We start from the raw sequence: 24,818 nt of genomic DNA, 5'->3' as shown, positions 1-24,818 counted from the left end.
GGAGGGCATGCCCGTCCGTGCCCCACTGAAGCCCGGCCAGCTCTCGCCGCGGCGTCCCGTGCCAGCCCACATCGATCGTCCCGAGTACGTGGACAAGCCGGCGCCCCAGCGCAACACCGATCCGTGGGTGCAGCCGCCGGAGATCATCGAGGCCATGCGGGTGGCCGGGCGGCTCGCGGCGCAGGCGCTGGCCGAGGCGGGCAAGGTGTGCGTGCCGGGCGCGACCACGGACGAGGTCGACGCGGTGGTGCACGAGTTCCTCTGCGACAACGGGGCCTACCCGTCCACGCTGGGCTACCGGAACTACCCGAAGTCCTGCTGCACCTCGCTGAACGAGGTCATCTGCCACGGCATCCCGGACACCACGGTGATCGAGGACGGGGACATCGTCAACGTCGACGTCACCGCGTTCATCGGCGGCGTGCACGGCGACACCAACGGCACCTTCCTGGCAGGCAACGTCGCCGAAGAGGCCCAGCTGCTGGTCGAGCGGACCAGGGAGGCCACCCACCGGGCGATCAAGGCGGTCAAGCCGGGCCGCCAGATCAACGTGATCGGCCGGGTCATCGAGGCCTACGCCAACCGGTTCGGCTACGGCGTGGTGCGTGACTTCACCGGGCACGGCATCGGCCGGTCCTTCCACAGCGGCCTGGTCGTGCTGCACTACGACGAGCCCAGCATGGACACCGTGCTGGAGCCGGGCATGACCTTCACCATCGAGCCGATGATCACCCTGGGCACCATCGACTACGACATGTGGGCCGACGGCTGGACGGTGACCACCAAGGACAAGAGGTTCACCGCGCAGTTCGAGCACACCGTGCTGGTCACCACCGACGGCGCCGAGATCCTGACCCTGCCTTGACCGGCGGTGGCCTGCTGATCGCGGGCACCACCTCCGACGCGGGCAAGAGCGTGCTCGTCGCCGGGCTGTGCCGCTGGCTGGCCCGGCACGGGGTGCGGGTGGCGCCGTTCAAGGCGCAGAACATGTCCAACAACTCGGTGGTCACCGCCGACGGCGGCGAGATCGGCCGGGCCCAGGCGGTGCAGGCCGCCGCGGCCGGACTGGCCCCTTCGGTGCGGTTCAACCCGGTGCTGCTCAAACCGGGCAGCGACCGCGGTTCGCAGGTGGTGCTGCTGGGCAAGGTGATCGGCGAGGTCACCGCGCTGTCCTACCGCGAGCGCAAGGCACACCTGGCCGCCACCGTGCTGGCCACCCTGGACGGCCTGCGCGCCGAGTACGAGGCGGTGATCTGCGAGGGCGCCGGATCGCCGACCGAGATCAACCTGCGCGCCAGCGACATCGCCAACATGGGCCTGGCCCGCGCGGCGAACCTGCCGGTGCTGGTGGTCGGCGACATCGACCGCGGCGGCGTCTTCGCGCACCTGTTCGGCACCCTGGCCCTGCTCGACCCGGCGGACCAGGCCCTGGTCAGCGGCTTCGTCATCAACAAGTTCCGCGGCGACCCCGCCCTGCTGGACCCGGGTCTGCGCCAGCTCACCGCGCTCACCGGCCGCCCGGTGCACGGCGTGCTGCCCTGGCGGGAGGAACTCTGGCTGGACGCCGAGGACTCGCTCTCCTACGCCGCCGACGGCGTCCTCGGCCGCCCCGCCGCGCCGGTGGGCGAGCAGTGGCTGCGGGTGGCGGTGCCCAGGCTGCCCCGGATCTCCAACGCCACCGACGTCGAGGCGCTGGCCGGTGAACCCGGCGTCTCGGTCCGCTTCGTCACCGAGCCCTCCCGGCTGGCCGACGCCGACCTGGTCGTGCTGCCCGGTTCCAAGTCCACCGTCGCCGACCTGGACTGGCTGCGCCGCACCGGCCTGGCCGAGGCCATCACCCGGCACGCGGCCGCCGGCCTGCCGGTCACCGGCATCTGCGGCGGCTACCAGATGCTGGCCGCCACCTTGCACGATCCGGTCGAGTCCAGGGCGGGCACCGTGGACGGCCTCGGCCTGCTCGACCTGGACATCGAGTTCCACCAGGACAAAACCCTGGCCAACCCCGCAGGCGCCGCGTTCGGGCACCCGGTGCGCGGCTACGAGATCCACCACGGCCGCCCGGCCCGCCGCGCCGAGCGCCTCGCCCCGCTGATCACCCTGCCCGACGGCACGGGGGAGGGCGTGCTGCACGGACCGGTCGCGGGCACGCACTGGCATGGCCTGTTCGAGAACGACGAGTTCCGCCGCGCCTTCCTGCGCTGGGCCGCGACCCAGGCAGGCCGCACCGGCTTCACCCCCGCCCCGGACACCGATTTCGCCGCCGCCCGCGCCGCCCAGCTGGACCTGCTGGGCGACCTGGTCGCCGACCACCTGGACACCGACGCGGTGCGGCGCCTGCTGGACTCCGGCGCGCCGCGCGGGCTTCCGGCCATCCCACCCGGCGCACCACCCAGTTGCTGACCGAAGACGCGAGCGAGCACCCCGGCTCCGTCCGCCACAGGCGTAGAGTGCGGGTACCGGAGGCAATCCGAATTCAGCGTTCTCGCTGAGCACACCTCGGGCGTACGTCGAACCCGGCGCCCGAGCGCTGCCGGAGATGGGATGACCGACATGACGTCGGGATCCACGCAACGCCAGGACTTCCAGCCCCCCGCAGCCGGCGCCGTCCAGCACGAGCCACGAGTCCAGTTGAAGCCGGTGGACGCGAGCCCCGGTTTCCTCGACGGCGGCTGGTGGCCGAACACCATGGACCTCGGCCGGGCCCTGCCCGCACTGCTGTCCGCGCTGCGGGAACGGCTCGGCCCGGTCAGCAGGGTCACCTACCACCTGGAGCACTGGCTGCCCGCGCCCCGGCGGCTCACCGTCGGCGGCCGGACGGTGCGGCTGGAGGGCTATCGCTCGCCCGATCCGCGCACCATCACGGTGACCGGCCAGTCCGGGCAACGGATCGTGTTGCTGGTGGTGCCACCGGAGACGGCCGAGCCCGAGGCCCGCCGGGTGCTGGAACTGACGGCCGGGCCGGACAACCGGGACAGCGCCGCGAGCCTGCTCGGCGTGATCGGCCCGGCGGACCAGGACTGACCACCGTGACGGGGGTACGGCCCGGGGTGCTCAGCACCCGCCGGGCCACCCCGGGTCAGCCCAGCCGCTCGTGCAGGAACGCCACCACCTGGTCCCTGGCCGCCATCGCGGCGTTGCCTTCCCGCACCTCCCTGGTCAGCACCGAATGCGCGTTCCGGGTGAACCCGTCCGCGTTCCCCGGCCGCGAGTCCAGTTCCACCACCCGGAACGCCTCGCCCAGCCGGTCCGTCAACGTCCGGAACCGCTCGCCCGGCACCAGCCTGTCCGCGCTGAACCGCAACCCCATCAGGCACAGCCCGGACTCCACCGTGCGCGCCGCGATCCGGGACAGCTCCGCCTCCGACATGCCCGGATCCGCCTTGCGCCGGGCCCCCAGCGGCAGCGGCAGTGACGGCTGGCTGCCCACCGGGGCCAGCACCACCTCGTCCACCGCGGCGGCCAGCGCGAAACCACCGGTGAAGCACATGCCGATCACGCCGACGCCGGGGCCGGGGGTGCGCTCGTTCAGGTCCCGCGCGACCGCGCGCAGGTAGTCGCTGAACGGCCGTTTCGCGTTGGTGGCGAAGGCCCGGAACTCCGCGGACACACACGCCTTGGCCGCCACCGGCAGTCCGGTGCGGGCGCTCTCCGGCACGCCCGGCGTGCCGAAGGCGGACACGATCAGCACGGTGAACCCGTTGTCCGCCAGGTGATCGGCGAAGCCCAGCACCGAGGGCGTCATGCCGGGGATCTCCGGCAGCACCACCACACCGGGGCCGCTGCCCTTCTCGAAGCAGTCGTAGGTGGAGCCGGCCGCGGTGAACGGCGCGCGCCGCCACCCGGTCAGGTCCGTCTCGGGCGCCCCGGCGGTCATGGCAACTCCTCGGTGTGGTCGGACCCGGCTTGGCCGCAGTCTGGCCAGCTTGATCACGGTTGTACACCAGCGGCGGGGCGGCCGTTCGCGCACACCGCGGGCACCCCGGCTGCTCCATTCGGCGGTTTGCTGTCACGTTCGGAGAACCAAGCCCTGCCGAGCCGTTGACGCGGCCGTAGCCCGTCTGTAACTCTTGCCTCCCGCCGCGCAAAAATCTGACATTGCACCGGTAATTCCGTACAGAGTCCCGTGAATTCCTGCGCGACGCCGCGCATGACCTCCTCCCTGGCTGCCCTGCCGTGGGGATGAGAAACAAGAGGACCGCAATGAGAGTGCAGCGTTCCCTGTCCCGATCCGTCGCCCTGTTAACCACGTTGTGCCTGGTCATCCTGGGTGGTCCCGTAGTGGCCACCGCCGCCCCCGCAACGGATCTCGCCCTCCGGCAGCCGGTGGCGGCCAGCAGCGCCGAGGCCGCGCACACCGCCCGCGCCCTCACCGACGGCGACCAGGGCACCTACTGGCAGAGCGCGGGCGCCGCGCTCCCGCAGTGGGCCCAGGTGGACCTCGGCGGTGCGTCGGTGATCGACCAGGTCAAGCTGAAACTGCCCGCGGGCTGGGCGAAACGCACCCAGCGACTGGCCGTGCAGGGCAGCAGGGACGGGGTCGGCTTCGACACCCTGCTCACCTCCCGGGCGCACACCTTCGACCCGGCCACCGGCAACACGGTGACCATCGAGCTGCCCGCGACCACCACCCGCTACCTGCGCCTGGAGGTCAGCGCGAACTCCGGCGACCGGGCCGCGCAGCTGGCCGAGGTCGAGGTCCGCCGGGCCACACCGTCCACAGTGGACCTCGCGGCGGCGGCCACCTTCACCGCGAGCAGCCAGAACCAGAACTACGCCGCGGCCAACGCGGGCGACGGCAATCCGGGCAGCTACTGGGAAAGCGTCAACAACGCCTTCCCACAATGGATCCAGGCCGATCTGGGCGCCTCGATCAGCGTCAACCGGCTGGTGCTCAAGCTCCCGGCGAACTGGGAGACCCGCGCGCAGACCCTCACCGTGCGCGGCAGCGAGAACGGCGACACCTTCACCGAACTGCTCGCCGGCCGGGCGCACACCTTCAGCCCGCAGGCACAGAACGCGGTGACCATCACCTTCAACGCCACCACCACCCGGTACCTGCGGCTGGAGATCACCGCGAACACCGCCTGGCCCGCCGCGCAGCTGGCCGAGTTCGAGATCTACGGCCCCACCACCGGCGACACCCAGGCCCCCACCGCGCCCGGCGGGCTCGCGCACACCCGGCCCGGCGTGGACCAGATCCGGCTGACCTGGACCGCGGCCACCGACAACGTGGGCGTCACCGGCTACGACATCTACGCCAACAACACCCTGCGCAGCAGCGTGGCCGGGAACGTGCTGACCTACACCGACACCCAGCCGGTGAACGCGACCGTCACCTACCACGTGCGGGCGCGCGACGCCGCCGGCAACGCCTCACCCAACAGCAACACGGTCACCCGCACCGGCTCGGACGCGGGCACCAACCTGGCCCAGGGCAAGCCGATCACCGCCTCCTCGCACGTGCACACCTTTGTCGCGGGCAACGCCAACGACAACGACGTGCGCACCTACTGGGAGGGCGGCGCCGGCTACCCGAACACACTCACCGTGTCGTTGGGCGCCAACGCCGACCTCAGCTCGGTGGTGCTCAAGCTCGACCCCAGCACCGCCTGGGGCCGCCGCACCCAGACCCTGGAAGTCCTTGGCCGGGACCAAAGTGGCGGTGCGTTCACCTCGCTCGCCGCCTCCGCCCAGCACGTCTTCGACCCGGCTGCCGGCAACACGGTGACCATCGGGGCCCGCGGCCGGGCCGCGGACATCCAGCTCCGCTTCACCGGCAACACCGGTGCGCCCGCCGGTCAGGTGGCCGAATTCCAGGTGCTCGGCGTGCCCGCGCCGAACCCGAACCTGACCGTCACCGGCAGCTCCTGGACCCCGGCCACCCCGGTGGAAACCGATCCGGTGCGCCTGAGCGCCACCGTGCGCAACGCGGGCAGCGCCGCCGCGGGCGCCACCAGCGTCGGCCTCTACCTGGGCGAGACCAAGGTCGGCACCGCCGCCGTCGGCGCACTGGCCGCGGGCGCGAGCAGCACCGTCACCGCCGACCTCGGTCCGCGCGACGCGGGCAGCTACCCGGTGACCGCCAAGGTCGACGAGGACAACAAGGTCCTCGAACAGAACGAGACCGACAACAGCCACACCAACGCCAGCCAGCTGGTAGTGAACCCGGTGTCCAGCTCGGACCTGGTCGCCGCCGCGGTGAGCTGGACCCCGAACAACCCGTCCCCGGGCGCCGCGGTGAACTTCGCGGTGTCCATCCGCAACCAGGGCAGCATCGCCTCGGCCGCGGGCGCGCACGGCATCACGCTGAACGTGCTGGACGCCAACGGAACCGTGGTGCGCACGCTCACCGGCGCGCACAACGGCGTCATCACCCCAGGCAGCACCACCGCCCCGGTGAACCTGGGCAGCTGGCCGTCCGCGGCCGGACAGCACTCGGTCCGGGTCGTGCTCGCCGATGACGCCAACGAGCTGCCGGTCAAGCGCGCCAACAACACCAGCACCCAGGCCCTGTTCGTCGGCCGCGGCGCGAACATGCCCTATGACATGTACGAGGCCGAAGACGCGGTCACCGGCGGCGGCGCCGCCGTGGTCGGCCCGAACCGCACCATCGGCGACCTCGCCGGTGAGGCCTCCGGCCGCCGCGCGGTCACCCTCAACAGCACCGGCAGCTTCGTCGAGTTCACCACCAGGGCCGCCACCAACACCCTGGTCACGCGCTTCTCCATCCCGGATTCGGCCGGTGGCGGTGGCATCGACGCCACCCTCAACGTCTACCTCAACGGCCAGCCGCACCAGCCGCTGAACCTGACCTCCAAGTACTCCTGGCTCTACGGCGCGGAGGCCAGCCCCGGCAACTCGCCGGGCGCGGGCGCGCCCCGGCACATCTACGACGAGGCGCACCTCAAACTCAGCGGCACCATCCCGGCCGGCAGCAAGATCAGGCTGCAGAAGGACAGTGGCAACAGCACCAGCTACGCGATCGACTTCATCAACACCGAGCAGGTCGCGCCGATCGCCAACCCGGACCCGGCCAAGTACGCCGTGCCCACCGGATTCGGCCACCAGGACGTGCAGAACGCGCTGGACAAGGTCCGGATGGACACCACCGGCACCCTGATCGGGGTGTACCTGCCCGCCGGTGACTACCAGACCAGCAGCAAGTTCCAGGTCTACGGCAAGGCGGTCAAGGTCACCGGCGCCGGGCCCTGGTTCACCAGGTTCCACGCACCGTCCACTCAGGACAACACCGATATCGGCTTCCGCGCCGAGGGCACCGCGGGCGGCTCCTCCTTCGCCAACTTCGCCTACCTCGGCAACTACACCTCGCGGATCGACGGTCCCGGCAAGGTGTTCGACTTCAGCAACGTCGCCGACATCGTCATCGACAACATCTGGAACGAGCACATGGTGTGCCTGTACTGGGGCGCCAACACCGACCGGATCACCATCAAGAACTCCCGGATCCGGAACATGTTCGCCGACGCGATCAACATGACCAACGGCAGCACCGACAACCACGTGGTCAACAACGATTCCCGGGCCAGCGGCGACGACAGCTTCGCGTTGTTCTCCGCGATCGACGCCGGTGGCGCGGACATCAAGAACAACGTCTACGAGAACCTGACCTCCACGCTGACCTGGCGGGCGGCCGGCATCGCGGTCTACGGCGGCTACGACAACGTCTTCCGCAACATCTACGTGGCCGACACCCTGGTCTACTCGGGAATCACCATCTCCTCACTGGACTTCGGCTATCCGATGAACGGGTTCGGGCCGGGACCGACGCGGTTCGAGAACATCTCCATCGTCCGGGCTGGCGGCCACTTCTGGAACGGTCAGACCTTCCCCGGCATCTGGGTGTTCTCCGCCTCCAAGGTCTTCCGCAACATCCGGGTGTCCGATGTGGACATCATCGACCCGACCTACAGCGGGATCATGTTCCAGACCAAGTACACCGGCAGCTCCCCGGAGAATCCGATCACCGACACGGTGTTCACCAACGTCTCCATCTCCGGGGCGCGCAAGAGCGGTGACGCCTTCGACGCCAAGTCCGGCTTCGCCCTGTGGGCCAACGAGCTGCCCGAACCCGGTCAGGGTCCGGCGGTCGGCTCGGTCACCTTCACCAACCTGCGGCTATCCGGCAACCACACCGACATCCGCAACACCACCTCCACCTTCACCATCAACCGCAACTGAGCAACCCAGTCGAACGGGCGCGGCCGTGCGTACTCCGGCCGCGCCCGTTCCCATACACGACAACAACTTCAGCGCAACAGGGCGGTGAACACCGCGCGGATCCGGGGCAGGTTCTCCCGGCCGCGCCGGGTGGCCAGATGGATCGAGTTGGTCACCGGCCCGGCCGGGTCGTGCAGCACGGTGAGCACGCCCGCGGCCAGGGTCGGCGCGCTGGTGGCCGCCCCGGTCATCCTGGACACCGGACTGCCGGTGATGGCCATCGGCGGCTTCAACGGCAACGATCCCGCGCCCACCGAAGCCCAGCTCCAGGACTACGTCCACAGTGGACAGTTGAGGTTCGTCTGGACCAGCGGCGAGTCCACGGCGCCAGTTCGGCGGCGGCACCGGCACCGGCACGACCGTGGTCAACCAGGCCCTGTCCTGGGTCACCGCCAACTGTGCGCTGGTCCCCGGCACCACCCAACTCCACGACTGCCGCACCCTCTGACCTCACCTCACCCGCCGAGTTGGCCCAACTCGTACGCCACTGTGGCCCAACCGGGCGTACGAGTTGGCCCAAGTCGGCGGTCCAGGGCTGGCTACACCGCCAACCGGACGTCGTAGTCCAGGATCCACCGGTTCAGGCCCAGCAGTGATTCCACCGTGCGCCGGGTCGCCGAGTCCGAGCCCACCGCGGTCAGCGGCGAGTCCAGGAGCTGCTGGATGTCCTTGGGTGGCACCAGCTCGCAGACCGGCGCGGCCGAATCGGTGAGCACCGTGGCCAGCTCCTCGCGCAGCGCCTTCTCATACCCGGCGTCCTGGGTGGAGGGGTACGGGCTCTTCTTGCGCTGCACCACCGACTGCGGCAGCACGTCCGCGGTGGCCGCGCGCAGCAGGCTCTTCTCCTTGCCGTCGAAGGTCTTCATCGCCCACGGCGCGTTGAACACGTACTGCACCAGGCGGTGATCGCAGAAGGGCACCCGCACCTCCAGACCGACCGCCATGCTCATCCGGTCCTTGCGGTCCAGCAGGATGTTCACGAACCGGGTCAGGTTCAGGTAGCTCAGCTCCCGCATCCGCGCCTCCAGGCCGGTCTCCCCGGCCAGTCGCGGCACCTCGGCCAGGGCCTCCTGGTACCGCTGCTGCACGTAGTCGCGCAGCTGGAGTCGTTGCGCCAGCCCGGAATAAACCGATTCGGTCTGGCTGTGCGCCCGCGCGGCGATCCACGGGAAGGTGCCGCCGTTGACCGCGGCCGGGTCGTGGAACCACTTGTAGCCGCCGAAGACCTCGTCCGCGGACTCCCCGGACAGCGCCACCGTCGACCGGCCGCGGATCGCCTTGAACAGCAGGTACAGCGAGAAGTCCATCTCACCCATGCCGGTGGGCAGGTCCCTGGCGTGCAGGGCGGCCGCGCGCACCGCCGGGTCCATCAGATCATCGTTGTCCAGCACGATGTTGGTGTGGTCGGCGGCCACGTGCGCCGCCACCTCGGCCACGAACGGCGCGTCCGGGCTGTCCCGGAAGGCATCGGCGTGGAAGTTGTCGGTGTAGCCCGCGAAATCGATGGAGAACGAGCGCACCGGCCCGGCGTCCTGCGCGGTCAACGCCTTGGCCGCCAAGGCCGTCAGCGCGCTGGAGTCCAGACCGCCGGAGAGCAGCGTGCACAGCGGCACGTCCGCGATGAGCTGCCGCTCGACGATGTCCTCCAGCAACTCGCGCACGGTGCCGACGGTGGTGTCCAGGTCGTCGGTGTGCTCGGTGGCTTCCAGCCGCCAGTACCGGGACTTGCCGATTCCCTTGCGGGAGACCGTGACCACCGACCCCGGCCGCACCTCGAACAGTCCGCGCAGGATGCCCAGTTCGGGGGTCTTGACGAAGGCGAGCGACTCGCGCAGCCCATCCGCGTCCAGCACCGCCTCGGCCAGTGGATTGGCCAGGATCGCCTTGGGTTCGGAGCCGAAGAGCACGCCGTCGGCGGTGGGGTAGTAGTAGAGCGGCTTGATGCCCATCCGGTCCCGCACCAGCAGCAACTCCTCGCTGCGCGCGTCCCAGATCGCGAAGGCGTACATGCCGTTGAGCCGGTCGACCAGCGCCGGGCCCCACTCCAGGTAGGCGTTGAGCACCACCTCGGTGTCGCTGGCGGTGCGGAAGAGGTGCCCGCGGCGCTGGAGTTCGGCGCGCAGCTCACGGAAGTTGTAGACCTCGCCGCTGTAGCTGAGCACCGCGGCGGTGCGGCCGTCCTGTTCGGCCACCATCGGCTGGCGGCCGCCTTCGAGGTCGATGATGGCCAGCCTGCGCTGCCCGATCGCGGCGTGCCGGTCCAGCCAGAGCCCGGCGTCATCGGGGCCGCGGCAGGCCATGGTCTCGGTCATCGCGGCGGCGGTGTCCTGTTCCTGGGTCAGGTCGCGCTGGTAGCCGACCCAGCCGGCGATTCCACACATGAGATCCCCCTTCATCGCTGAAATTGGTGGGATGTCTCCGACGGTAAACCCGATGGTTGCGTCGCGCAACTGTCCGTCTGGTGTTCCGGACCTACAGGTGGAAGGGTGGTTTCGTGACGAACCGGGCCGAACCGACGACACCGGACAGCGCGCTGACCACCGCGCTGGAACACGAGCTGACCGTGTTCACCCGCAAGGCCTTCTGGCGGTTCTGGACCACCAGGTATCCCGAGGTCGCAGGCCTGGATCAGACCACATACCCGTATCTCGCGGTGATCACCGCGCGCCCCGAGCTGACCGTGGGCGAGCTGTCCCGGATGTTCAACGTGGACAAGTCCACGGCCAGCCGGCATGTGGCCAAGCTCACCGGCGGCGGCCTGGTCCGGGTGGTCGACAACCCGCCCAACGCGCGCACCCAGCCGCTGCAGGTCACCGACGAGGGCAGGCACCGGGTCGCCATCGTGCAGGCCGACCGCGCCGCCTGGCTGCACGGCGTGCTGGCCGACTGGCCCGAACAGGACCAGCGCGACCTGGCCCGCCTGGTCGCCCGGCTCAACGCCGACCTGGACGCCCGCGAGGCCCGCCTGCGCACCCGGTAGGCCCGAACCGCCCCTCCGGTGACCCGGCCCCGTCCCGGACCCGGAGCGCCGAAGGGGCGCGCGACCTCAGTGCTCGGCAGAACCGAGGGTGGAGAGCAGTTCCTCGATGAAGCCGCCCGCCTCGCGGGCCGCCCGGTCGGGGTCCCGGTCCCGGACCGCCGCCAGCAGGTCCTGGTGGGAGATGTGCCGGTCGCTCTCGGCCTCGGAGTCAACCGTGGTCGCGACGCTGGCCTTCACCGCCTCGGTGAACCCGCGGTACAGCTCGGTGAGCACCGGGTTCTGTGAGCATTCGACAAGCATCAGGTGGAAGGCGGTGTCAGTGACCACCATCCGGTCCCATTCCCCGGCGGCCAGGGCCGCATCGCGTTCGGCCAGGGCCTCGGTCAGCCTGCGCAGGTCTTCCTCGCTGCGACGGACCGCCGCCAGCCGAGCACCCTCGACCTCCAGGGCGTGCCGCACCTCCAGCACATCGCGGAGTTCGGCGTCGCACAGCCTGCGCACCGCGCCCGAGAGTTCACTGGTCGCGCGCACGAACGTGCCGTCGCCCTGCCGCACCTCCAGCAATCCCGCGTGCGCCAGCGCCCGGACCGCCTCCCGGACGGTGTTCCTGCCCACGCCCAGCGCCGTCACAAGCTCGGGCTCGGCGGGAATCCGCCGCCCGATCGGCCATTCGCCGCTGGTCACCAGCGTGCGCATCTGGTCGATCACCTGCTCGACGAGGCCGGTGCGTCGGGTAGTGGCCAACGGCACAGTCTCATCCTTTCATCCGGACATCCCATGTTTGCCTATAGTACTTGCGTGACCGTGACGCCGACCCTCCCTGACGACATCCGGTCAACGGATCAGACTGCCATCTCCGACCGCTCTCGTGCAGCTACGGTCGTCGGCGGCAGCCTGCTGTTGATTGTCGGAATCGTGCTCGCCGCGCTGAACCTCCGTCCCGCCGTGACCAGCCTCGCCGCCGTGCTGGCGGAGGTGCGTGATTCTCTGGGCGTCTCGGCAGTCTGGGTCAGCGCGGTCACGGCTGTGCCTACGGTGTGTTTCGGTTTCGCCGGTCTCGTCGCGCCAACGCTTGCGCGGCGATTCGGCGCCCTCCGCGTGGTCGGGTTCGCCCTCGCCCTGCTCGGCCTGGGACTCGCGCTGCGGGTGCTGGACGGACCAGCGGTTCTGCTCGGCGGCACGCTCGCCGCCTGCTCCTCGATCGCGGTGGCCAACGTGCTGATCCCGGTGGTGGTCAAGGAGTCCTTCCCCGGCCGCCTCGGTTTTGTCATGGGCGTCTACAGCGCCGCGCTCTCCGCCGGCGGCGCCGCCGCCGCCGCTTTCACCGCCCCGCTGGAGCGCTGGGTCGGTGGCTGGCGGCTCGCGGTCGGCCTGTGGGCGGGCCTCGCGGTGCTCGCGGTGATCGTCTGGGCGGTGGCCCGCCGCCGCGCCCAGCCCCTGGAACAGGCCGCCCTGGCCCACGACGCCGAGCAACAGGCGGCCCAGACCACCTCCGCCACCGACCAGGCCGCCGCCACCCAGGCGGCCACCGCCCCGGCCGCCGCGTCCACCACCGCGGCCGCCGGACGCACCACCAGCCTGTTCCGCAACCCGCTGGCCTGGGCCGTCACCGGCTTCTTCGGCATTCAGTCGCTGGTCGCCTACACCTGGATGGGCTGGCTGCCCGAGATCCTGCGCGATGTCGCCGGCGTCGACCCGACCACCGCAGGCGTCATGCTCGGCGTGCTGATGGTCATCGGCGTGCCCGCCGCGCTGATCATCCCGCCGCTGGTCACCCGCCGCCGCGCCCAGTCCGGCTGGGCGGTCGCGATGACCGCGACCTCACTGCTCGGTGTGCTGGGCCTGCTGTTGCTGCCCACGCTGTCCCCGGTGCTGTGGGTGGTGCTGCTCGGCGTCGGCATGGGCGGGCTGTTCCCGCTCGCGCTGACCTTCATCACGCTGCGCTCGCGCACCGTGGCCGACACCGCCGGGCTGTCCGCGATGGCGCAGAGCCTGGGCTACCTGATCGCCGCGATCGGCCCGTTCGGCGTCGGCATGCTGCACGGCTGGACCGGCGGCTGGACCGCCTCGCTGCTGCTGGTCCTGCTCGCCATGACCATCCAGCTGCTGATCGGCTACCTGGCCGGCCGCCCCCGCTACGTCTGAGCCCACCCGCGACCGCGGCACACGCGGTCGCGGGTGGCCTGGCTCAGATCTTGAGCAGCGCGTTCTCGATCAGCTCCGGCATGGCCGGGTGGATCCAGTACTGCCCGCGCGCCATGGTCCGCGCGTCCAGCCCGAAGTGCATGGCCTGGATCAGCGGCTGGATCAGCGTGGAGGCCTGCGGGCCGAGGATGTGCGCGCCCAGCAGCTGCCCGGTGATCGGGTCCGCGATCAGCTTGCAGAACCCGGTGGTGTCCTCCATCGCCCAGCCGTAGGCGATGCCCGCGTACTCCTGGGTGACCGCGACGTGCGCCAGCCCGGCCGCCTTGGCCTGGTCCTCGGTCAGCCCGACCGAGGCCACCTGCGGCGAGGAGAACACCGCGTGCGGCACGAACCGGTGATCGGTGGTCCGGGGCTGCTCCGGGTGCAGCAGGTTGTGCTGGACGATCTTCGACTCGTGGTTGGCCACGTGCTTGAGCTGGTACGGCGAGCTGACATCGCCCAGGGCGAAGATGCCCTCGACCTCGGTGCGCTGGTGCTCGTCGACCACGATCCGGCCGTCGTCGTGCGTGCGCACCCCGGTCGCCTCGACCTCCAGCAGGCGCGCGTTCGGGATCCGCCCGGCCGCGATCAGCAGCTCCTCGGCCTCCACCACCTCGGCGCCCTCGGGACCCTCCAGGTGCAGCCGGATCACGCCGTCCACCCGCTCCGCGCGCAGCGCCTTGCGGTTGAGCCGCACGTCCCAGCGCTGGCTGACCAGCTCGGTGAACCGCGCGGACACATCGGCGTCCTCGGCCCGCAGCAGCGCCCCGGACCGGTTGACCACGGTGACCTGCACACCGAAGGAGCTGAACACGTGCGCGAACTCGGTGGCCACGAACCCACCGCCGAGGATCACCATCCGGGCGGGCAGCTCTGCCAGCCGCATCACGGTCTCGTTGGTGTGGTAGCCGACCTCGTCGATCCCGGCCACCGACGGCACCACCGGACGGCTGCCGGCCGCGATGACGAAGCGGTCCGCGGTGATGGTCACCCCGGTGCCGGTGTCCAGCTGCTTGGGCCCGGTGAACTTCGCCGCGCCGCTGTAGACGGTGACGTTGGGGCACTCCTGCGCGCGGTAGCGCTGACCACCGGCCGCGATCGGGTCGATCCGGCCGAAGACGCGATCGCGCACCTCGGCCCAGCGCACCCCGTGCAGTTCGAGGTCCACGCCCAGCTTGGCCGCGGCCTTCGGGCTGCTGGCGAGTTCGGCGGGGTGCACGAACATCTTGGTCGGGATGCACCCGACGTTGAGGCAGGTGCCGCCGAAGACGCCCTTCTCCACGATCGCGATGTTCCAGTCGTCGAACCGCTCGTCGATGATCGAGTTGCCCGAGCCGCTGCCGATGATGACCAGGTCGTAATGAGGCACGCTATCCATCCTGCCTGTCGCTGCTTCGCCGCCGGTCATCGGCGGGGTCGGGGAGTGCCGCGGACACCCGGGCGTCGATCACCTGCAACCCGGACAGCCGCCCGGAGATTCCCCGCTGATCCCGGCCGAGGACCGCGGACACACCGTGCACCAGCAACAACCCCAGCGCCACCCACCAGGCGATCCCTGCCCCAGGGACCTCGGTAGGCGTCACCGCGAGCCCCAGCAACCCGGCCACCCCACCCAGCCCGACCAGCCACCGGACCAGCATCGCCACCACACCCGGCCGCCGCCCCGCCGCGGGCTCGGCTCGCGCCGCCGCCGCACCGGAGCGCCGCTGCGTCTCGTCCCCGGCCGCCACCGGCCGCAGCCGCACGATCACCTGCCCCGGACTCGCCCCGCGCGCCGCCACCGTCAGCACCAGCAACCCCACCGCGGGCGCCCACCACTCCGCCCACGCGGGCACCCACGGCCCCGCGAACCCGGCCACCCCCGCCAGCAGCGCGCACACCTGCCCGGCCCACCACACCAGCAGCAGATCGCACACCATCGCCAGCAACCGCCGCCAGCGCGTCACCGGCCGCGGCAACCCCGCGTCCGCCACCGCCCGCTGCCCCGGCACCAGCCGCAGCAACGGCGCGAACAGCACGCCGATCGCCGTGCCACCGGTGTTGGAGATCAGATCGTCCACGTCGAAGATCCGGAACGCACACGGGTAGCTCCACCAGATCCCGGTCAGCTGGGTCAGCTCGACCAGCAGCGACACCCCGAACCCGATCAGCACGGTGGCCACGAACCCGCGCCGGAACAGATGCCGCAGGAACATGCCCAGCGGCACGAAGAAGGCCACGTTCAGCGCGAAGGAACGGAAACTGCCGTCCGCGGCCACCCTGGGCAGATCCCGCCAGCCGCGCACCGCGGGCCACTCGGTCAGCACGTGCAGCGGCTGCCACTGCGGCCGCACCCAGCCGTAGTACTGACAGAAGTCCGGGCCCACCGGCGGCAACGGCACCAGCACATAGGCGATCAGCGCCAGCAGGTACAGCAGGAACCCGAAGGCCAGCGCCACATCCCCGGCGCCGAGGTCGCCGCGCTTGCGGTAGCGCACGGCGACGTAGGGCACGAACAGCACCAGCGCCAGGACGACCGCGGAAATCGCCGCGACCCAGGCTGGTAAGACCCGGACTCCCACCGGTCAGTGCGCGAAGACCGGGCTGATCACGGCCCGTGCCAGGGTGTGGAACACCAGGTTGAAGCTGACCACCGCCGGGGTCGCCGAGGCGTCCACGCCGAGGGTGTCCACATCCAGCGCGTGCACCGCGAACATGTACCGGTGCGGGTGGTCCCCGGCGGGCGGCGCGGCCCCGCCGTAGCCCGCCGAGCCGAAGTCGGTGCGCACGTGGAAGGCGCCGGCGGGCAGCCCGGAGCCGTCGGCCCGGCCCGCGTCGGCGGCCAGCTCGGTGACCGAACCGGGCACGTCCACCACCAGCCAGTGCCAGAACCCGGACGGGGTCGGCGCGTCCGGGTCGAAGCAGGTCACCGCGAAACTCTTGGTCTCGGCGGGGAAATCACGCCAGCTCAGCTGCGGGGAGCGGTTCTCGCCGGAGACGCCCATCCCGTTGAACACCTGCGCGCTGGGCAGCTGCTCGCCGTCGGTCACCTCGGTGGAGGTGACGGTGAACGAGCCGACCTTGGGCAGCAGGCTGTACGGGTCGGGGGCGACGGGACGTTCGAGGCTCATCGGCACTCCAGAAGGGGATGTCGCGGGTCACGGTCACCGCGGCTGCGGTCACCCTATCCACCCCTGTGCTACCCCGTCGCAGGCTAGGATCATCCTGTCGCGACTGGCGTGTTCGGGTGGACTCAACCACCGGGGAGCGGCACGGTTCGGTGCGCGCCGTACGCCTGGGCGCAGCCGGTATTCGTTGCCGTGCCGCGAGGAGGAACCGTTCATGCATCAGCCCGCCCTTCCCCACCTCAGCCACGCCGATCCGGTGCTCGCCGAACTCGTGCAGGCCGAGGCCGGTCGCCAGTTCGAGAAACTCCGCATGATCGCCTCGGAGAACTACGTCTCCGAAGCCGTGCTGGAGGCCACCGGCACCGTGCTGACCAACAAGTACTCCGAGGGCTACGCCGGCCGCCGCTACTACGAGGGCCAGCAGCTCATCGACCCGATCGAGACCATGGCCGTGGACCGGGCCAAGGCGCTCTTCGGCGTGGACCACGCCAATGTGCAGCCCTACTCCGGCTCCCCGGCCAACCTCGCCGTCTACCTGGCCTTCGCCAGCCCCGGTGACACGGTGATGGGCATGGCGCTGCCCTCCGGCGGCCACCTCACGCACGGCTGGAGCGTCTCGGCCACCGGCAAGTGGTTCCGCAGCGTGCAGTACGGCGTGCGCAAGGAGACCGGCGTGGTGGACCTGGACCAGGTGCGTGACCTGGCCCGCGCCGAACGCCCGAAGCTGATCTTCTGCGGGGGCACCGCGATCCCGCGCACCATCGACTTCCCGGCCTTCGCCGAGATCGCCAACGAGGTCGGCGCGATCCTGGTCGCCGACATCGCGCACATCGCCGGCCTGATCGCAGGCGGCGCGCACCCCAGCCCGGTCGGCCACGCCCAGGTCATCACCACCACCACGCACAAGACCCTGCGCGGCCCGCGCGGCGCGATGCTGCTCTCCGACGCCGAACACGCCAAGGCCCTGGACAAGGCGGTCTTCCCCGGCCTGCAGGGCGGTCCGCACAACCACACCACCGCCGCCATCGCGGTCGCCCTCGGCGAGGCATCCGGCCCGGCCTTCCGCGACTACGCGCACGCCGTGGTCGCCAACGCCAAGGCGCTGGCCGCGGCCCTGACCGAGCGTGGGTTCGAGCTGGTCTCCGGCGGCACCGACAACCACCTGATCCTGGCCGACCTGACCGGCAAGGGCATCGGCGGCAAGCCCGCGGCCAAGGCCCTGGACCGGGCGGGCGTGGAGCTGAACTACAACACCGTGCCGTTCGACCCGCGCAAGCCGTTCGACCCCTCCGGCATCCGGCTGGGCACCGCGGGCATCACCACCCGCGGGCTGGGGGTGGCGCAGATGCCGCAGGTCGCGGAGTGGATGGACCGCGCGGTCACCGCGGCGGGCAACGGAGACGAGCAGGCCATCGAGGCGATCGCGGCCGAGGTCGCCGAGCTGATGGCCGGCTACCCGATGCCCGGCTGGGCCCCGCAGGTCTGAGCACTCGAACGAGGCGAGGCCCCCACCAACCACTGGTGGGGGCCTCGCCTCAGATCAGCTCAGTGCCGGTCAGTACTTCTCCGGGGAGCGCATGAACAGTGCGAGCACCAGGTAGAGCAGGAACTGCGGTCCAGGCAGCACGCACGAGATCACGAACGCCAACCGCACCGTGCCGGGCTTCCAGCCGAAGCGCTCGGCGATCCCGCCGGCCACGCCGAAGAACACACTGTTGCGCGACCGGGCCAAGCGTCGCGACCTGATCGGGGCGGACATCGTGAGTACCTCCTGGAGTCGGGCCGCTCGCTGCGGCCGCTTCCCCATTCACTTTCCCCGTTTTCCGGCCGTCGCACCTCGGGGTACACCCCTGATATTCCACTCCGGGTGACCGCGGCCACATCCGCCCAGGTCAGAGCGAGGTGCGCGAGGTCAGCCAGTCCTTGGCCGCGGCCAGCGCCCGCTCCCGCACCGCGGGCGCGGACAGGAACACGTCGTGCACCGCGTCCGGCACCGGCGTCACCGTCACCTCGCCTGCCAGCTTCGGCGCCCACCGGGTGATCTGCTCGACGTCCAGCACGGTGTCCGCGTGCCCGGCCGCCTCCTCCCACGCCTTGCGGTGCAGCAGGCTCTTGTCCGAGCACAGCACCAGCACCGGCGCGCCGACGTCGATCCCGGCGTGCACCTGGGCGTGCCCGCGGCGCACCGCGCGCAGCCAGCCCGCGCGCACCGGGAAGTGCTCGATCGGCTTCCAGGTCAGGTCGTAGTCCCATTCGCCGTGGTGGGCGGCCAGCAGACTGTGCGCGTAGGTCGGCGGCAGCGAGGGCTTGATCACCAGCTTCGGCAGCCAGCGGCCGATCAGCCGGACCAGCGCGGTGCCGATGACCCGGTTGAACCAGCCCTCGGCCAGGTCCAGCCACGGGCTGTTCAGGATCAGCGCGTCCAGCGGCAGGCGGCCCCGGCGGGCCTGCGCCCACAGCGGGGTGATCAGCCCGCCGGTGGAATGCGCCATCACGACCAGCCGCTCGTGCCCGTCGGCGCGGATCAGCTCGGCTGCGGCGTCCAGCTCCTCGAAGTGCTGGGCCAGGTCGGTAACGAAGTTCGGCAGCTGCTCCGGGCGCAAGGACCGGCCGTAGCCGCGTAGATCCAGCGCGTAGAAGTCGTAACCGAGTTCGCTGAAGAACTCGGCGACGTGCGTCTGGAAGAAGTAGTCGCAGAATCCGTGCACGTAGAGCAGCGCGCCCTTGCCCGGCGACTTCGCCGGGTAGTGCACCAAGGTGGCCACCGTGTCCACATTCCGGACCGCGGCCAGCTTGATCGTTCGCGCGGTATAGGGATTCCCCAGCAGGTCCGCTGTCACGATCACAGTCTGCACCACAAACTCCAATGTGGACTGGCCGCCGGTCCACCCCGCTTCCTACTCTTCCTCCATTCAGATTTCGCACCGCCGTGAAGCCCGAAGTGGCCTTCGAGGAGCAGCCGATGACGCGCCAGCGACCATGGATGCCCGAGCGCGACACCCGGCTGATCGGGCGGTCCGCCGAGCTGACGATGGTCCGCGACCTGCTCGCCGACGTACGTGGCGGGCTGCCGCGGGCGGTGCTGGTGACCGGCACCGCGGGCATGGGCAAGTCCAACCTGCTGCGAGCGGTGGCCGAACTGGCCGAGGAAGCCGGGCTGCTGGTGCTCAGCGCGCAGGCCGCGCCGGTGGAACGCGATTTCGCCTTCGGCGTGGTCCGGCAGCTGCTGGAGCCGGTGCTGCTCACCGCGCCTGCGGAGTGCCGGGAGCGGCTGCTGGCCGGACCGGCGGTGCTGGCCGAACGGGTGCTCGGCTGGGAGGGCCTGCCCGGCGCGGCGGAACGCCCGGCGCTGGACACCTACGCCGCCCTGCACGGCCTGTTCCGCTTCACCGCCAACCTGGCCGCGACCGCGCCGCTGGTCATCGCGGTGGACGACGTCGAGTCCACCGACCCGCCCTCGCTGCGCTGGCTGGCCTACCTGCGCAGGCGCCTGCACGGCCTGCCAGTGCTGCTGGCCATGACCAGGGGCGCGGGCCGTGAGGTCGCCGACCCGGTCGCGCTCAACGACCTGACCACCGCCAGCGTGCCGCTCGCGCTGACCGGCCTGGCCGGAGCGGACTGCGCCGACCTGGTCGCCGCCGTCTTCGGCGAGCCGGTCGCGCCCGAGTTCGCCACCGCCTGCGCCGCGGCCACCGGCGGCAACCCGTACCTGCTCGGCGAGCTGGCGCACTCGATGTATGCCGCCGGTATACCGCCGACCGCCGAGTATGCCGCCGGTATACCGGAGTTCAGCGAACGGCACCTGGCCCAGCTCCTGCTGCCCCGGGTGCACGCCCAGCCCGCCGAGGTGACCCGGCTGGCCCGCGCGGTCGCCGTGCTCGGCGCGGCCGAACTGGACCTGGCCGCCGCGGTGGCCGGCCTCAGCCCGGCCGAGGCGGCCGAGGCCGCCCGCGAGCTGACCGGCCTGGGCATCCTCGCCGACGGCAAACCGCTGACCTTCGCGCACGGCCTGGTCGCCGCCGCCCTCGGCGCGGAGGCAGGCCCGGCCGACCGGGAGATCGCGCACGCCAGGGCCGCCGCGCACCTGCACGCCACCGCCGCCCCGGCCGAGCAGATCGCCGCCCACCTGGCCGCCACCCCGCCCGGCGCCCTGGCCGGCGACTGGATCACCGACACCCTGGTCAGGGCCGCCCGCGGCGCCGCCGCCAACGGCGCCCCCGACCTGGCAGTGCGCTGCCTGCGCCGTGCGCTGGCCGAACCCCACCCCACCGCCCAGCGGGACGAACTCCGGCTCGAACTCGCCCTCACCGAACTCCAGATCGACCCGGAACCCGGCATCCGCCGCCTGACCCAGCTCACCGGCGAGGACATCGACCCGGTGCTCGGCGCCAGGGCCGCGCACGCGCTGGCCCAGGAACTCGGCGAGGCCGACCGGCACACCGAGGCCATCGCCCTGCTGGAAGCCGCCGTGCCCAGGGTCGAACCGCACGACCCCGACCTGGCCAGGCAGCTCCGGCTGTCCGTGCTGTGCCTGCAGGTCGACGACTGCCACATCCAGCCCGACCTGCCGCACCGCCTGGCCGGCCTGCGCGGCGCGCCCGGATCCATGCGGGCCAGCCGGTTCGCCGACACCATGCTCGCCTTCCAGGCCGCCATCGGCGGGCCCAGCGCAGCCGAGGCCGACCAGCTGGTGCTGCGTGCCTGGGCCCAGCGCGGCCTCGCCCCGGCCACCGGCCCCGGCGCCGAACTGGCCGAACGCTGGGAGTTCGCCTACCTGATCGCCGCCCTGTTCGTGCTGGAACGCCTGGACCTGGCCGAGGCGCACTGCACCGAACTGCTCACCCAGGCCCGCCGCCTCGGCTACTCGCTGCGCGCCGCCGCCGCACTCGGCCTGCGCGCCCAGGTCCGCTGCCGCCGCGGCGCGCTGGCCGAGGCCGAGACCGACGCCCGCGCCGCGCTGGCCATGCTCGACGAACTGCGCAGCGGCACCCGCAGCTCCACCATCTTCGCCGTCTCCACCCTGGTCGAGATCCTCCTGGAACGCGGCCAGATCCCGGCCGCCGCCGAGCTGCTGCACGCCCGCGGCCTGGCCGACGAACTGCCCACCGGCTGGCGCTACAACTACCTGCTGCTGGTCCGCGGCCTGCTGCGGGCCGCCATGGGCGACCTCAGCGGCGGCCTGGCCGACCTGGAACAATGCGGAAAGCGCTTTCAGGACCGGGGCGTGACCGACCGCGCGGTCCTGGTGTGGCGCTCCTGCGCGGTCCCGCTCTACCTGATCACCGGTCAGCGCGCACGCGCCGAGCAACTCGCGGCCGAGGAGCTGGCACTGGCCCGGCGCTGGGGTGGGGCAGGCCCGCTCGGCGTGGCACTGCGCACCGCCGCGCTGACCGCGCCCGAGGCCGAACGCCTCGACCTGCTCACCGAGTCGGTGCGGCTGCTGGAGACCTCCCCGGCCCGCGCGCAGCTGGCCCGATCACTGGCCGAACTCGCCCTGCACCTGGGTGCGCGCGGCAAGACCACCCAGGCCGGCGCGCTGTTCCGGCGCGCGCTGCGGCTGGCCGAGGACTGCGGCGCGGAGGTGCTGGCCGACGCGGTGCGTGCGCAGGCGGCCGGGCTGACCGAGCAGCGCCGCGGTGGCGAACCGGTCGACGGCGGCGAACTGACCCCGCACGAGCTGCGGATCGCCGAACAGGTGGTCAGTGGCCGGACCAACCGGGAGATCGCGCAGGGTTTCCTGGTCACCTCACGGGCGGTGGAACAGCACCTGACCCGCATCTACCGGAAGCTGGGCATCGCCCGCCGCTCGCAACTGGCCGCCGCCCTGCTGAGCAGGAGCGGCGGCCAGTCGTGGGTTCGGCGCGCGCCAGGTGGCGATTAACCGATCGAGATCAATCCGGCCAGGCCGCGAATCTTGATCTTGATGCCCAGGATGTTGATGCTCAGCGCGAGTCCGATGTTGACCCGTGCGCCGATCTTGATGGAACCGAGGCCAACCCGCACGCCGCCCTTGAGGATCGTGCAGCCGGATCCGACCTTCAACGTGACGATGGCTCCGGTCTTGAGCTTGACCCTGATCCCGGCCTTGAGGACCGCGACCACCTCTGCGTCCTCGTAGTCGTAGTCATCGTGGTCGCCCGCGACGGCCGTGCTCACGGCCGGTGCGGTGGGGGTGGCTGCCATCGCCGGTGCGGCGATGAGGAACAATCCGGCGGACATCGCGGTGGCGGCGGCGATGGCGACGGTTCGTCTGGTGAAGGATCGCATTGTCCTGGCTCCCTCGGTTCCTAGCGTGAGTCCTGATCGGGCTCAACTGCCAGTGAACATTCATCACTAGGGAGATGGCAGGGTGGATGAGGCATTCTCACTATATTCGTCATTACCGACAGGTATGCAAACGGCTGAGAGTGACCGAGGTCCACCAAATCGGTTGACCCCGGTCACTCTCAGCGGTGATTCGGTTGCGATATTTGGGTCAGCGGCCGATCACCAAGCTGGCCAGCAGCGTGCCGGCGATGCTGATGCCCTTGACGTTGACCTTGCCGCCGACGGCCACGGTGCCCTCGATCCTGGTGTTCTTGTCCAGCGTCACGTCCACGGTGGAGCCGGAGGTCAGCTTCAGCTTGAGCTTCTTGGTGGTCGCCGCCAGCACGGTGGCGCCGCTGAAGCTGAACTCGGCGGACTGCGCGGTGGCGGTGCCCGCCGGGGCGGCCGAGGCGATGCCGCCGGTGAGCAGCAGGCCGGCGGACAGGGCGAGGGCGGAGGTGCCTGCGGCCAGAATCCGGGTGACGTTGCGCATTGTTACCACTCCCATTCCTGGTGTTTCACATGAGCTTTGTCTTTGGCTTTGTCGGGTCGCGGTCCGACAAGAGGAATGAGATCAGCACCCGGCAATGAGCGGCAAGACTGATCACCGAAGCGGCAAAGAACCGGAATGGCACTTCGGGATGGGTGTAGTTCGCCGTATCAGGAAAACAAACGAGCACTTCGGGTTTCCGCAGTGAGCTGCGCTGTCCAGCGTCACCGGTTGCGCCGCGTGGTCGATTCGGACTTCCGAACTTCCCGACCCTGAGTTTCCCCTGAGTTGTCCCTGAGACGACGGCGGGCCCGCGTGCGCGTCTGTACGCTCGAATCCAGTACGGCTTATTTCACCGACTAACGGGGGTTGACGATGGCGGACGACGCGGCCCAGGTGCCTGTGGCGACGGGGCGCACCCGGTTCCCACAGATCAGCCCGAGGGCCTACGAACACCCGGCCGACCGGGGCGCCCTGGCCACCGCACGCGCGGTGCCCGGCTTCCCCGCGGTCCTCAAGGCGATCTACGGCGCCATTCCGGAGCGCAGCGAGCGCCTGCTCGCCCTGGCGACCTCGATCAAGGTCTCCGAGACCCAGTATCCGGAGCTGCACCGGCTCCGGGCGGAATGCGCCACCGTGCTCGACCTCGAGCAGGTGCCCGACCTCTTCATCACCCGCGACCCGCACCCGAACAGCTACGCGATGGGGATGGACGAGCCGTTCATCGTCATCACCACCGGGCTGGTCGAGCTGCTCGACGAGGAAGGGCTCCGGTTCGTCCTCGGCCACGAGATGGGCCACATCCTGTCCGGGCACGTCCTGTACTACACGATCCTGCGCCGGCTGATCGGCCTGGCCGCCGGCATGTCCTGGATGCCGGTCGGGTACTGGGGCCTGCGCGCGATCATCCTCGCGCTGCAGGACTGGCACCGCCGCTCCCAGCTCTCCGCCGACCGCGCTGGCCTGCTGTGCGTGCAGGACCCGGCCGTGGCGCTGCGGGTGCACATGATCCTCTCCGGGGTCACCGATCCCTCCAAGATCGACACCGCCGAGTACCTCAAGCAGGCCGCCGACTACGACGGCGTCGAGGACGTGCGCGACAGCGTGCTCAAGCTCATCCACCTGGACGGGCTCACCCATCCGCTGCCCGTGGTGCGCGCCGCCGACCTGCAGCAGTGGGCGGCGAGCGAGCAGTACCGCGACATCCTGGCCGGGGAGTACCCGCGCCGCGAGGACGACAGCACGACCTCGAACTGGAAGGACGACGTCAAGGGCGCGGCCAAGTCCTACAAGGAGGCCATCGTCTCCTCGGCGGACCCACTGGCCAAGGTGCTCAGCGAGGTCGGCAGCCTGGTCTCGGACACCGCGGGCAAGGTGTGGAACTCCTTCACCGGCGGCAACCGCGGCGACAGCGACAGCTCCGGCGGTGGCTCGGACAAGGGCTCCGGCCCATCGGCCAACTGACCGGTTAATCCGGCAAGCCGCGAACCGCCCGCCAGGCCCCAGGCCCGGC

Annotated in this window: 21 protein-coding genes and 1 riboswitch; of the genes, 10 read left to right on the top strand and 11 right to left on the bottom strand. The window is 71.0% G+C overall.

What is annotated here, in order from left to right; translation table 11 throughout:
- Window positions 1–7 precede the first annotated feature (7 nt).
- The 3 genes from map (at window position 8) to ACTOWY_RS06870 (ending at window position 3,021) form a co-directional block, all read left to right on the top strand.
- Window positions 8–865 (top strand): type I methionyl aminopeptidase, encoded by an 858-nt coding sequence (gene map / locus ACTOWY_RS06880; protein ID WP_441308748.1) that lies wholly within the window; start codon window positions 8–10, stop codon window positions 863–865.
- On the top strand, window positions 862–2,400 hold the full coding sequence (locus ACTOWY_RS06875) for a cobyric acid synthase (RefSeq protein ID WP_441308747.1): 1,539 nt from the start codon (window positions 862–864) through the stop codon (window positions 2,398–2,400). Before map ends, ACTOWY_RS06875 begins: the two co-directional genes overlap by 4 nt.
- Window positions 2,401–2,541: 141 nt before the next feature.
- On the top strand, window positions 2,542–3,021 hold the full coding sequence (locus tag ACTOWY_RS06870; protein ID WP_441308746.1) for a DUF5994 family protein: 480 nt from the start codon (window positions 2,542–2,544) through the stop codon (window positions 3,019–3,021).
- Between the two features lie 55 nt (window positions 3,022–3,076).
- Here the strand turns inward: ACTOWY_RS06870 and ACTOWY_RS06865 are convergent, their stop codons facing one another.
- Entirely contained in the window at window positions 3,077–3,874 is a 798-nt protein-coding gene (locus ACTOWY_RS06865; protein WP_441308745.1) for a dienelactone hydrolase family protein, read from the bottom strand.
- A 326-nt stretch (window positions 3,875–4,200) separates the two neighbouring features.
- On the opposite strand from ACTOWY_RS06865, the gene ACTOWY_RS06860 reads away from it, so the two are divergent.
- Complete coding sequence (locus tag ACTOWY_RS06860; RefSeq protein ID WP_441308744.1) at window positions 4,201–8,199, top strand: discoidin domain-containing protein; 3,999 nt, start codon at window positions 4,201–4,203, stop codon at window positions 8,197–8,199.
- Window positions 8,200–8,267: 68 nt separating this feature from the next.
- On the opposite strand, the gene ACTOWY_RS06855 is transcribed toward ACTOWY_RS06860, so the two are convergent.
- Complete coding sequence (locus tag ACTOWY_RS06855; protein ID WP_441308845.1) at window positions 8,268–8,492, bottom strand: hypothetical protein; 225 nt, start codon at window positions 8,490–8,492, stop codon at window positions 8,268–8,270.
- Between ACTOWY_RS06855 and ACTOWY_RS06850 the strand changes: the two genes are divergently transcribed.
- Entirely contained in the window at window positions 8,452–8,802 is a 351-nt protein-coding gene (locus tag ACTOWY_RS06850) for a hypothetical protein (RefSeq protein WP_441308840.1), read from the top strand. The genes ACTOWY_RS06855 and ACTOWY_RS06850 overlap by 41 nt on opposite strands.
- Here the strand turns inward: ACTOWY_RS06850 and asnB are convergent.
- The gene (asnB, locus tag ACTOWY_RS06845) at window positions 8,778–10,619 is read right to left on the bottom strand and encodes an asparagine synthase (glutamine-hydrolyzing) (protein WP_441308743.1); all 1,842 of its coding nucleotides are present in this window, start codon (window positions 10,617–10,619) and stop codon (window positions 8,778–8,780) included. The two genes, ACTOWY_RS06850 and asnB, sit on opposite strands and share 25 nt — an antisense overlap.
- Before the next feature lie 113 nt (window positions 10,620–10,732).
- Here asnB and ACTOWY_RS06840 point away from each other — a divergent pair, with 113 nt between their 5' ends.
- Window positions 10,733–11,218: a MarR family winged helix-turn-helix transcriptional regulator gene (locus ACTOWY_RS06840; RefSeq protein WP_441308742.1), complete on the top strand. Its 486-nt coding sequence runs from the start codon at window positions 10,733–10,735 to the stop codon at window positions 11,216–11,218.
- A gap of 66 nt (window positions 11,219–11,284) precedes the next feature.
- On the opposite strand, the gene ACTOWY_RS06835 is transcribed toward ACTOWY_RS06840, so the two are convergent.
- A complete protein-coding gene (locus ACTOWY_RS06835) occupies window positions 11,285–11,968 on the bottom strand; it encodes a FadR/GntR family transcriptional regulator (RefSeq protein WP_247760482.1) in 684 nt (227 codons plus the stop codon).
- A gap of 150 nt (window positions 11,969–12,118) precedes the next feature.
- Between ACTOWY_RS06835 and ACTOWY_RS06830 the strand changes: the two genes are divergently transcribed.
- The gene (locus ACTOWY_RS06830; RefSeq protein ID WP_441308741.1) at window positions 12,119–13,363 is read left to right on the top strand and encodes an MFS transporter; all 1,245 of its coding nucleotides are present in this window, start codon (window positions 12,119–12,121) and stop codon (window positions 13,361–13,363) included.
- 43 nt (window positions 13,364–13,406) lie between these two features.
- Here ACTOWY_RS06830 and ACTOWY_RS06825 read toward each other — a convergent pair whose 3' ends face one another.
- The 3 genes from ACTOWY_RS06825 to ACTOWY_RS06815 are packed head-to-tail and all read right to left on the bottom strand — an operon-like array spanning window position 13,407 to window position 16,512.
- Window positions 13,407–14,771 (bottom strand): mycothione reductase, encoded by a 1,365-nt coding sequence (locus ACTOWY_RS06825; protein ID WP_441308740.1) that lies wholly within the window; start codon window positions 14,769–14,771, stop codon window positions 13,407–13,409.
- A 1-nt stretch (window position 14,772) separates the two neighbouring features.
- Window positions 14,773–15,963 (bottom strand): VanZ family protein, encoded by a 1,191-nt coding sequence (locus tag ACTOWY_RS06820; RefSeq protein ID WP_441308739.1) that lies wholly within the window; start codon window positions 15,961–15,963, stop codon window positions 14,773–14,775.
- Window positions 15,964–15,966: 3 nt separating this feature from the next.
- The gene (locus ACTOWY_RS06815; protein ID WP_441308738.1) at window positions 15,967–16,512 is read right to left on the bottom strand and encodes a YbhB/YbcL family Raf kinase inhibitor-like protein; all 546 of its coding nucleotides are present in this window, start codon (window positions 16,510–16,512) and stop codon (window positions 15,967–15,969) included.
- Between the two features lie 89 nt (window positions 16,513–16,601).
- Window positions 16,602–16,689, top strand: a riboswitch (ZMP/ZTP riboswitch).
- Between the two features lie 34 nt (window positions 16,690–16,723).
- Here ACTOWY_RS06815 and glyA point away from each other — a divergent pair.
- Complete coding sequence (glyA, locus tag ACTOWY_RS06810; RefSeq protein WP_247760477.1) at window positions 16,724–17,995, top strand: serine hydroxymethyltransferase; 1,272 nt, start codon at window positions 16,724–16,726, stop codon at window positions 17,993–17,995.
- Window positions 17,996–18,064: 69 nt separating this feature from the next.
- Here glyA and ACTOWY_RS06805 read toward each other — a convergent pair whose 3' ends face one another.
- Window positions 18,065–18,268, bottom strand: a complete 204-nt coding sequence (locus ACTOWY_RS06805; RefSeq protein ID WP_441308737.1) for a PspC domain-containing protein — start codon at window positions 18,266–18,268, stop codon at window positions 18,065–18,067.
- A gap of 133 nt (window positions 18,269–18,401) precedes the next feature.
- Entirely contained in the window at window positions 18,402–19,349 is a 948-nt protein-coding gene (locus ACTOWY_RS06800; protein WP_441308736.1) for an alpha/beta hydrolase, read from the bottom strand.
- A gap of 122 nt (window positions 19,350–19,471) precedes the next feature.
- On the opposite strand from ACTOWY_RS06800, the gene ACTOWY_RS06795 reads away from it, so the two are divergent.
- The gene (locus ACTOWY_RS06795) at window positions 19,472–22,390 is read left to right on the top strand and encodes an AAA family ATPase (RefSeq protein ID WP_441308735.1); all 2,919 of its coding nucleotides are present in this window, start codon (window positions 19,472–19,474) and stop codon (window positions 22,388–22,390) included.
- Here ACTOWY_RS06795 and ACTOWY_RS06790 read toward each other — a convergent pair.
- On the bottom strand, window positions 22,387–22,776 hold the full coding sequence (locus ACTOWY_RS06790) for a hypothetical protein (RefSeq protein WP_441308734.1): 390 nt from the start codon (window positions 22,774–22,776) through the stop codon (window positions 22,387–22,389). The genes ACTOWY_RS06795 and ACTOWY_RS06790 overlap by 4 nt on opposite strands.
- A 208-nt stretch (window positions 22,777–22,984) precedes the next feature.
- Entirely contained in the window at window positions 22,985–23,308 is a 324-nt protein-coding gene (locus ACTOWY_RS06785) for a hypothetical protein (protein ID WP_441308733.1), read from the bottom strand.
- Between the two features lie 372 nt (window positions 23,309–23,680).
- On the opposite strand from ACTOWY_RS06785, the gene ACTOWY_RS06780 reads away from it, so the two are divergent.
- Window positions 23,681–24,769: a M48 family metallopeptidase gene (locus tag ACTOWY_RS06780; RefSeq protein WP_441308732.1), complete on the top strand. Its 1,089-nt coding sequence runs from the start codon at window positions 23,681–23,683 to the stop codon at window positions 24,767–24,769.
- Window positions 24,770–24,818: the final 49 nt, after the last annotated feature.

Origin of the sequence: Crossiella sp. CA198, assembly GCF_052078295.1 — a bacterium.
GTDB lineage: Bacteria > Actinomycetota > Actinomycetes > Mycobacteriales > Pseudonocardiaceae > Crossiella.
Note: the sequence above shows the minus strand (reverse complement) of the source record. Positions and strands in the feature narration are given on the sequence as shown.

What these genes read in the sequence shown, in the direction of transcription:
- ACTOWY_RS06785 (WP_441308733.1), bottom strand. Translation starts at nt 23,308, where the DNA reads ATGCGCAACGTCACCCGGATTCTGGCCGCAGGCACCTCCGCCCTCGCC.
- ACTOWY_RS06815 (WP_441308738.1), bottom strand. Translation starts at nt 16,512, where the DNA reads ATGAGCCTCGAACGTCCCGTCGCCCCCGACCCGTACAGCCTGCTGCCC.
- ACTOWY_RS06805 (WP_441308737.1), bottom strand. Translation starts at nt 18,268, where the DNA reads ATGTCCGCCCCGATCAGGTCGCGACGCTTGGCCCGGTCGCGCAACAGT.
- ACTOWY_RS06780 (WP_441308732.1), top strand. Translation starts at nt 23,681, where the DNA reads ATGGCGGACGACGCGGCCCAGGTGCCTGTGGCGACGGGGCGCACCCGG.
- ACTOWY_RS06850 (WP_441308840.1), top strand. Translation starts at nt 8,452, where the DNA reads ATGGCCATCGGCGGCTTCAACGGCAACGATCCCGCGCCCACCGAAGCC.
- map (WP_441308748.1), top strand. Translation starts at nt 8, where the DNA reads ATGCCCGTCCGTGCCCCACTGAAGCCCGGCCAGCTCTCGCCGCGGCGT.
- ACTOWY_RS06860 (WP_441308744.1), top strand. Translation starts at nt 4,201, where the DNA reads ATGAGAGTGCAGCGTTCCCTGTCCCGATCCGTCGCCCTGTTAACCACG.
- ACTOWY_RS06865 (WP_441308745.1), bottom strand. Translation starts at nt 3,874, where the DNA reads ATGACCGCCGGGGCGCCCGAGACGGACCTGACCGGGTGGCGGCGCGCG.
- ACTOWY_RS06795 (WP_441308735.1), top strand. Translation starts at nt 19,472, where the DNA reads ATGACGCGCCAGCGACCATGGATGCCCGAGCGCGACACCCGGCTGATC.
- ACTOWY_RS06870 (WP_441308746.1), top strand. Translation starts at nt 2,542, where the DNA reads ATGACCGACATGACGTCGGGATCCACGCAACGCCAGGACTTCCAGCCC.
- asnB (WP_441308743.1), bottom strand. Translation starts at nt 10,619, where the DNA reads ATGTGTGGAATCGCCGGCTGGGTCGGCTACCAGCGCGACCTGACCCAG.
- ACTOWY_RS06790 (WP_441308734.1), bottom strand. Translation starts at nt 22,776, where the DNA reads ATGCGATCCTTCACCAGACGAACCGTCGCCATCGCCGCCGCCACCGCG.
- glyA (WP_247760477.1), top strand. Translation starts at nt 16,724, where the DNA reads ATGCATCAGCCCGCCCTTCCCCACCTCAGCCACGCCGATCCGGTGCTC.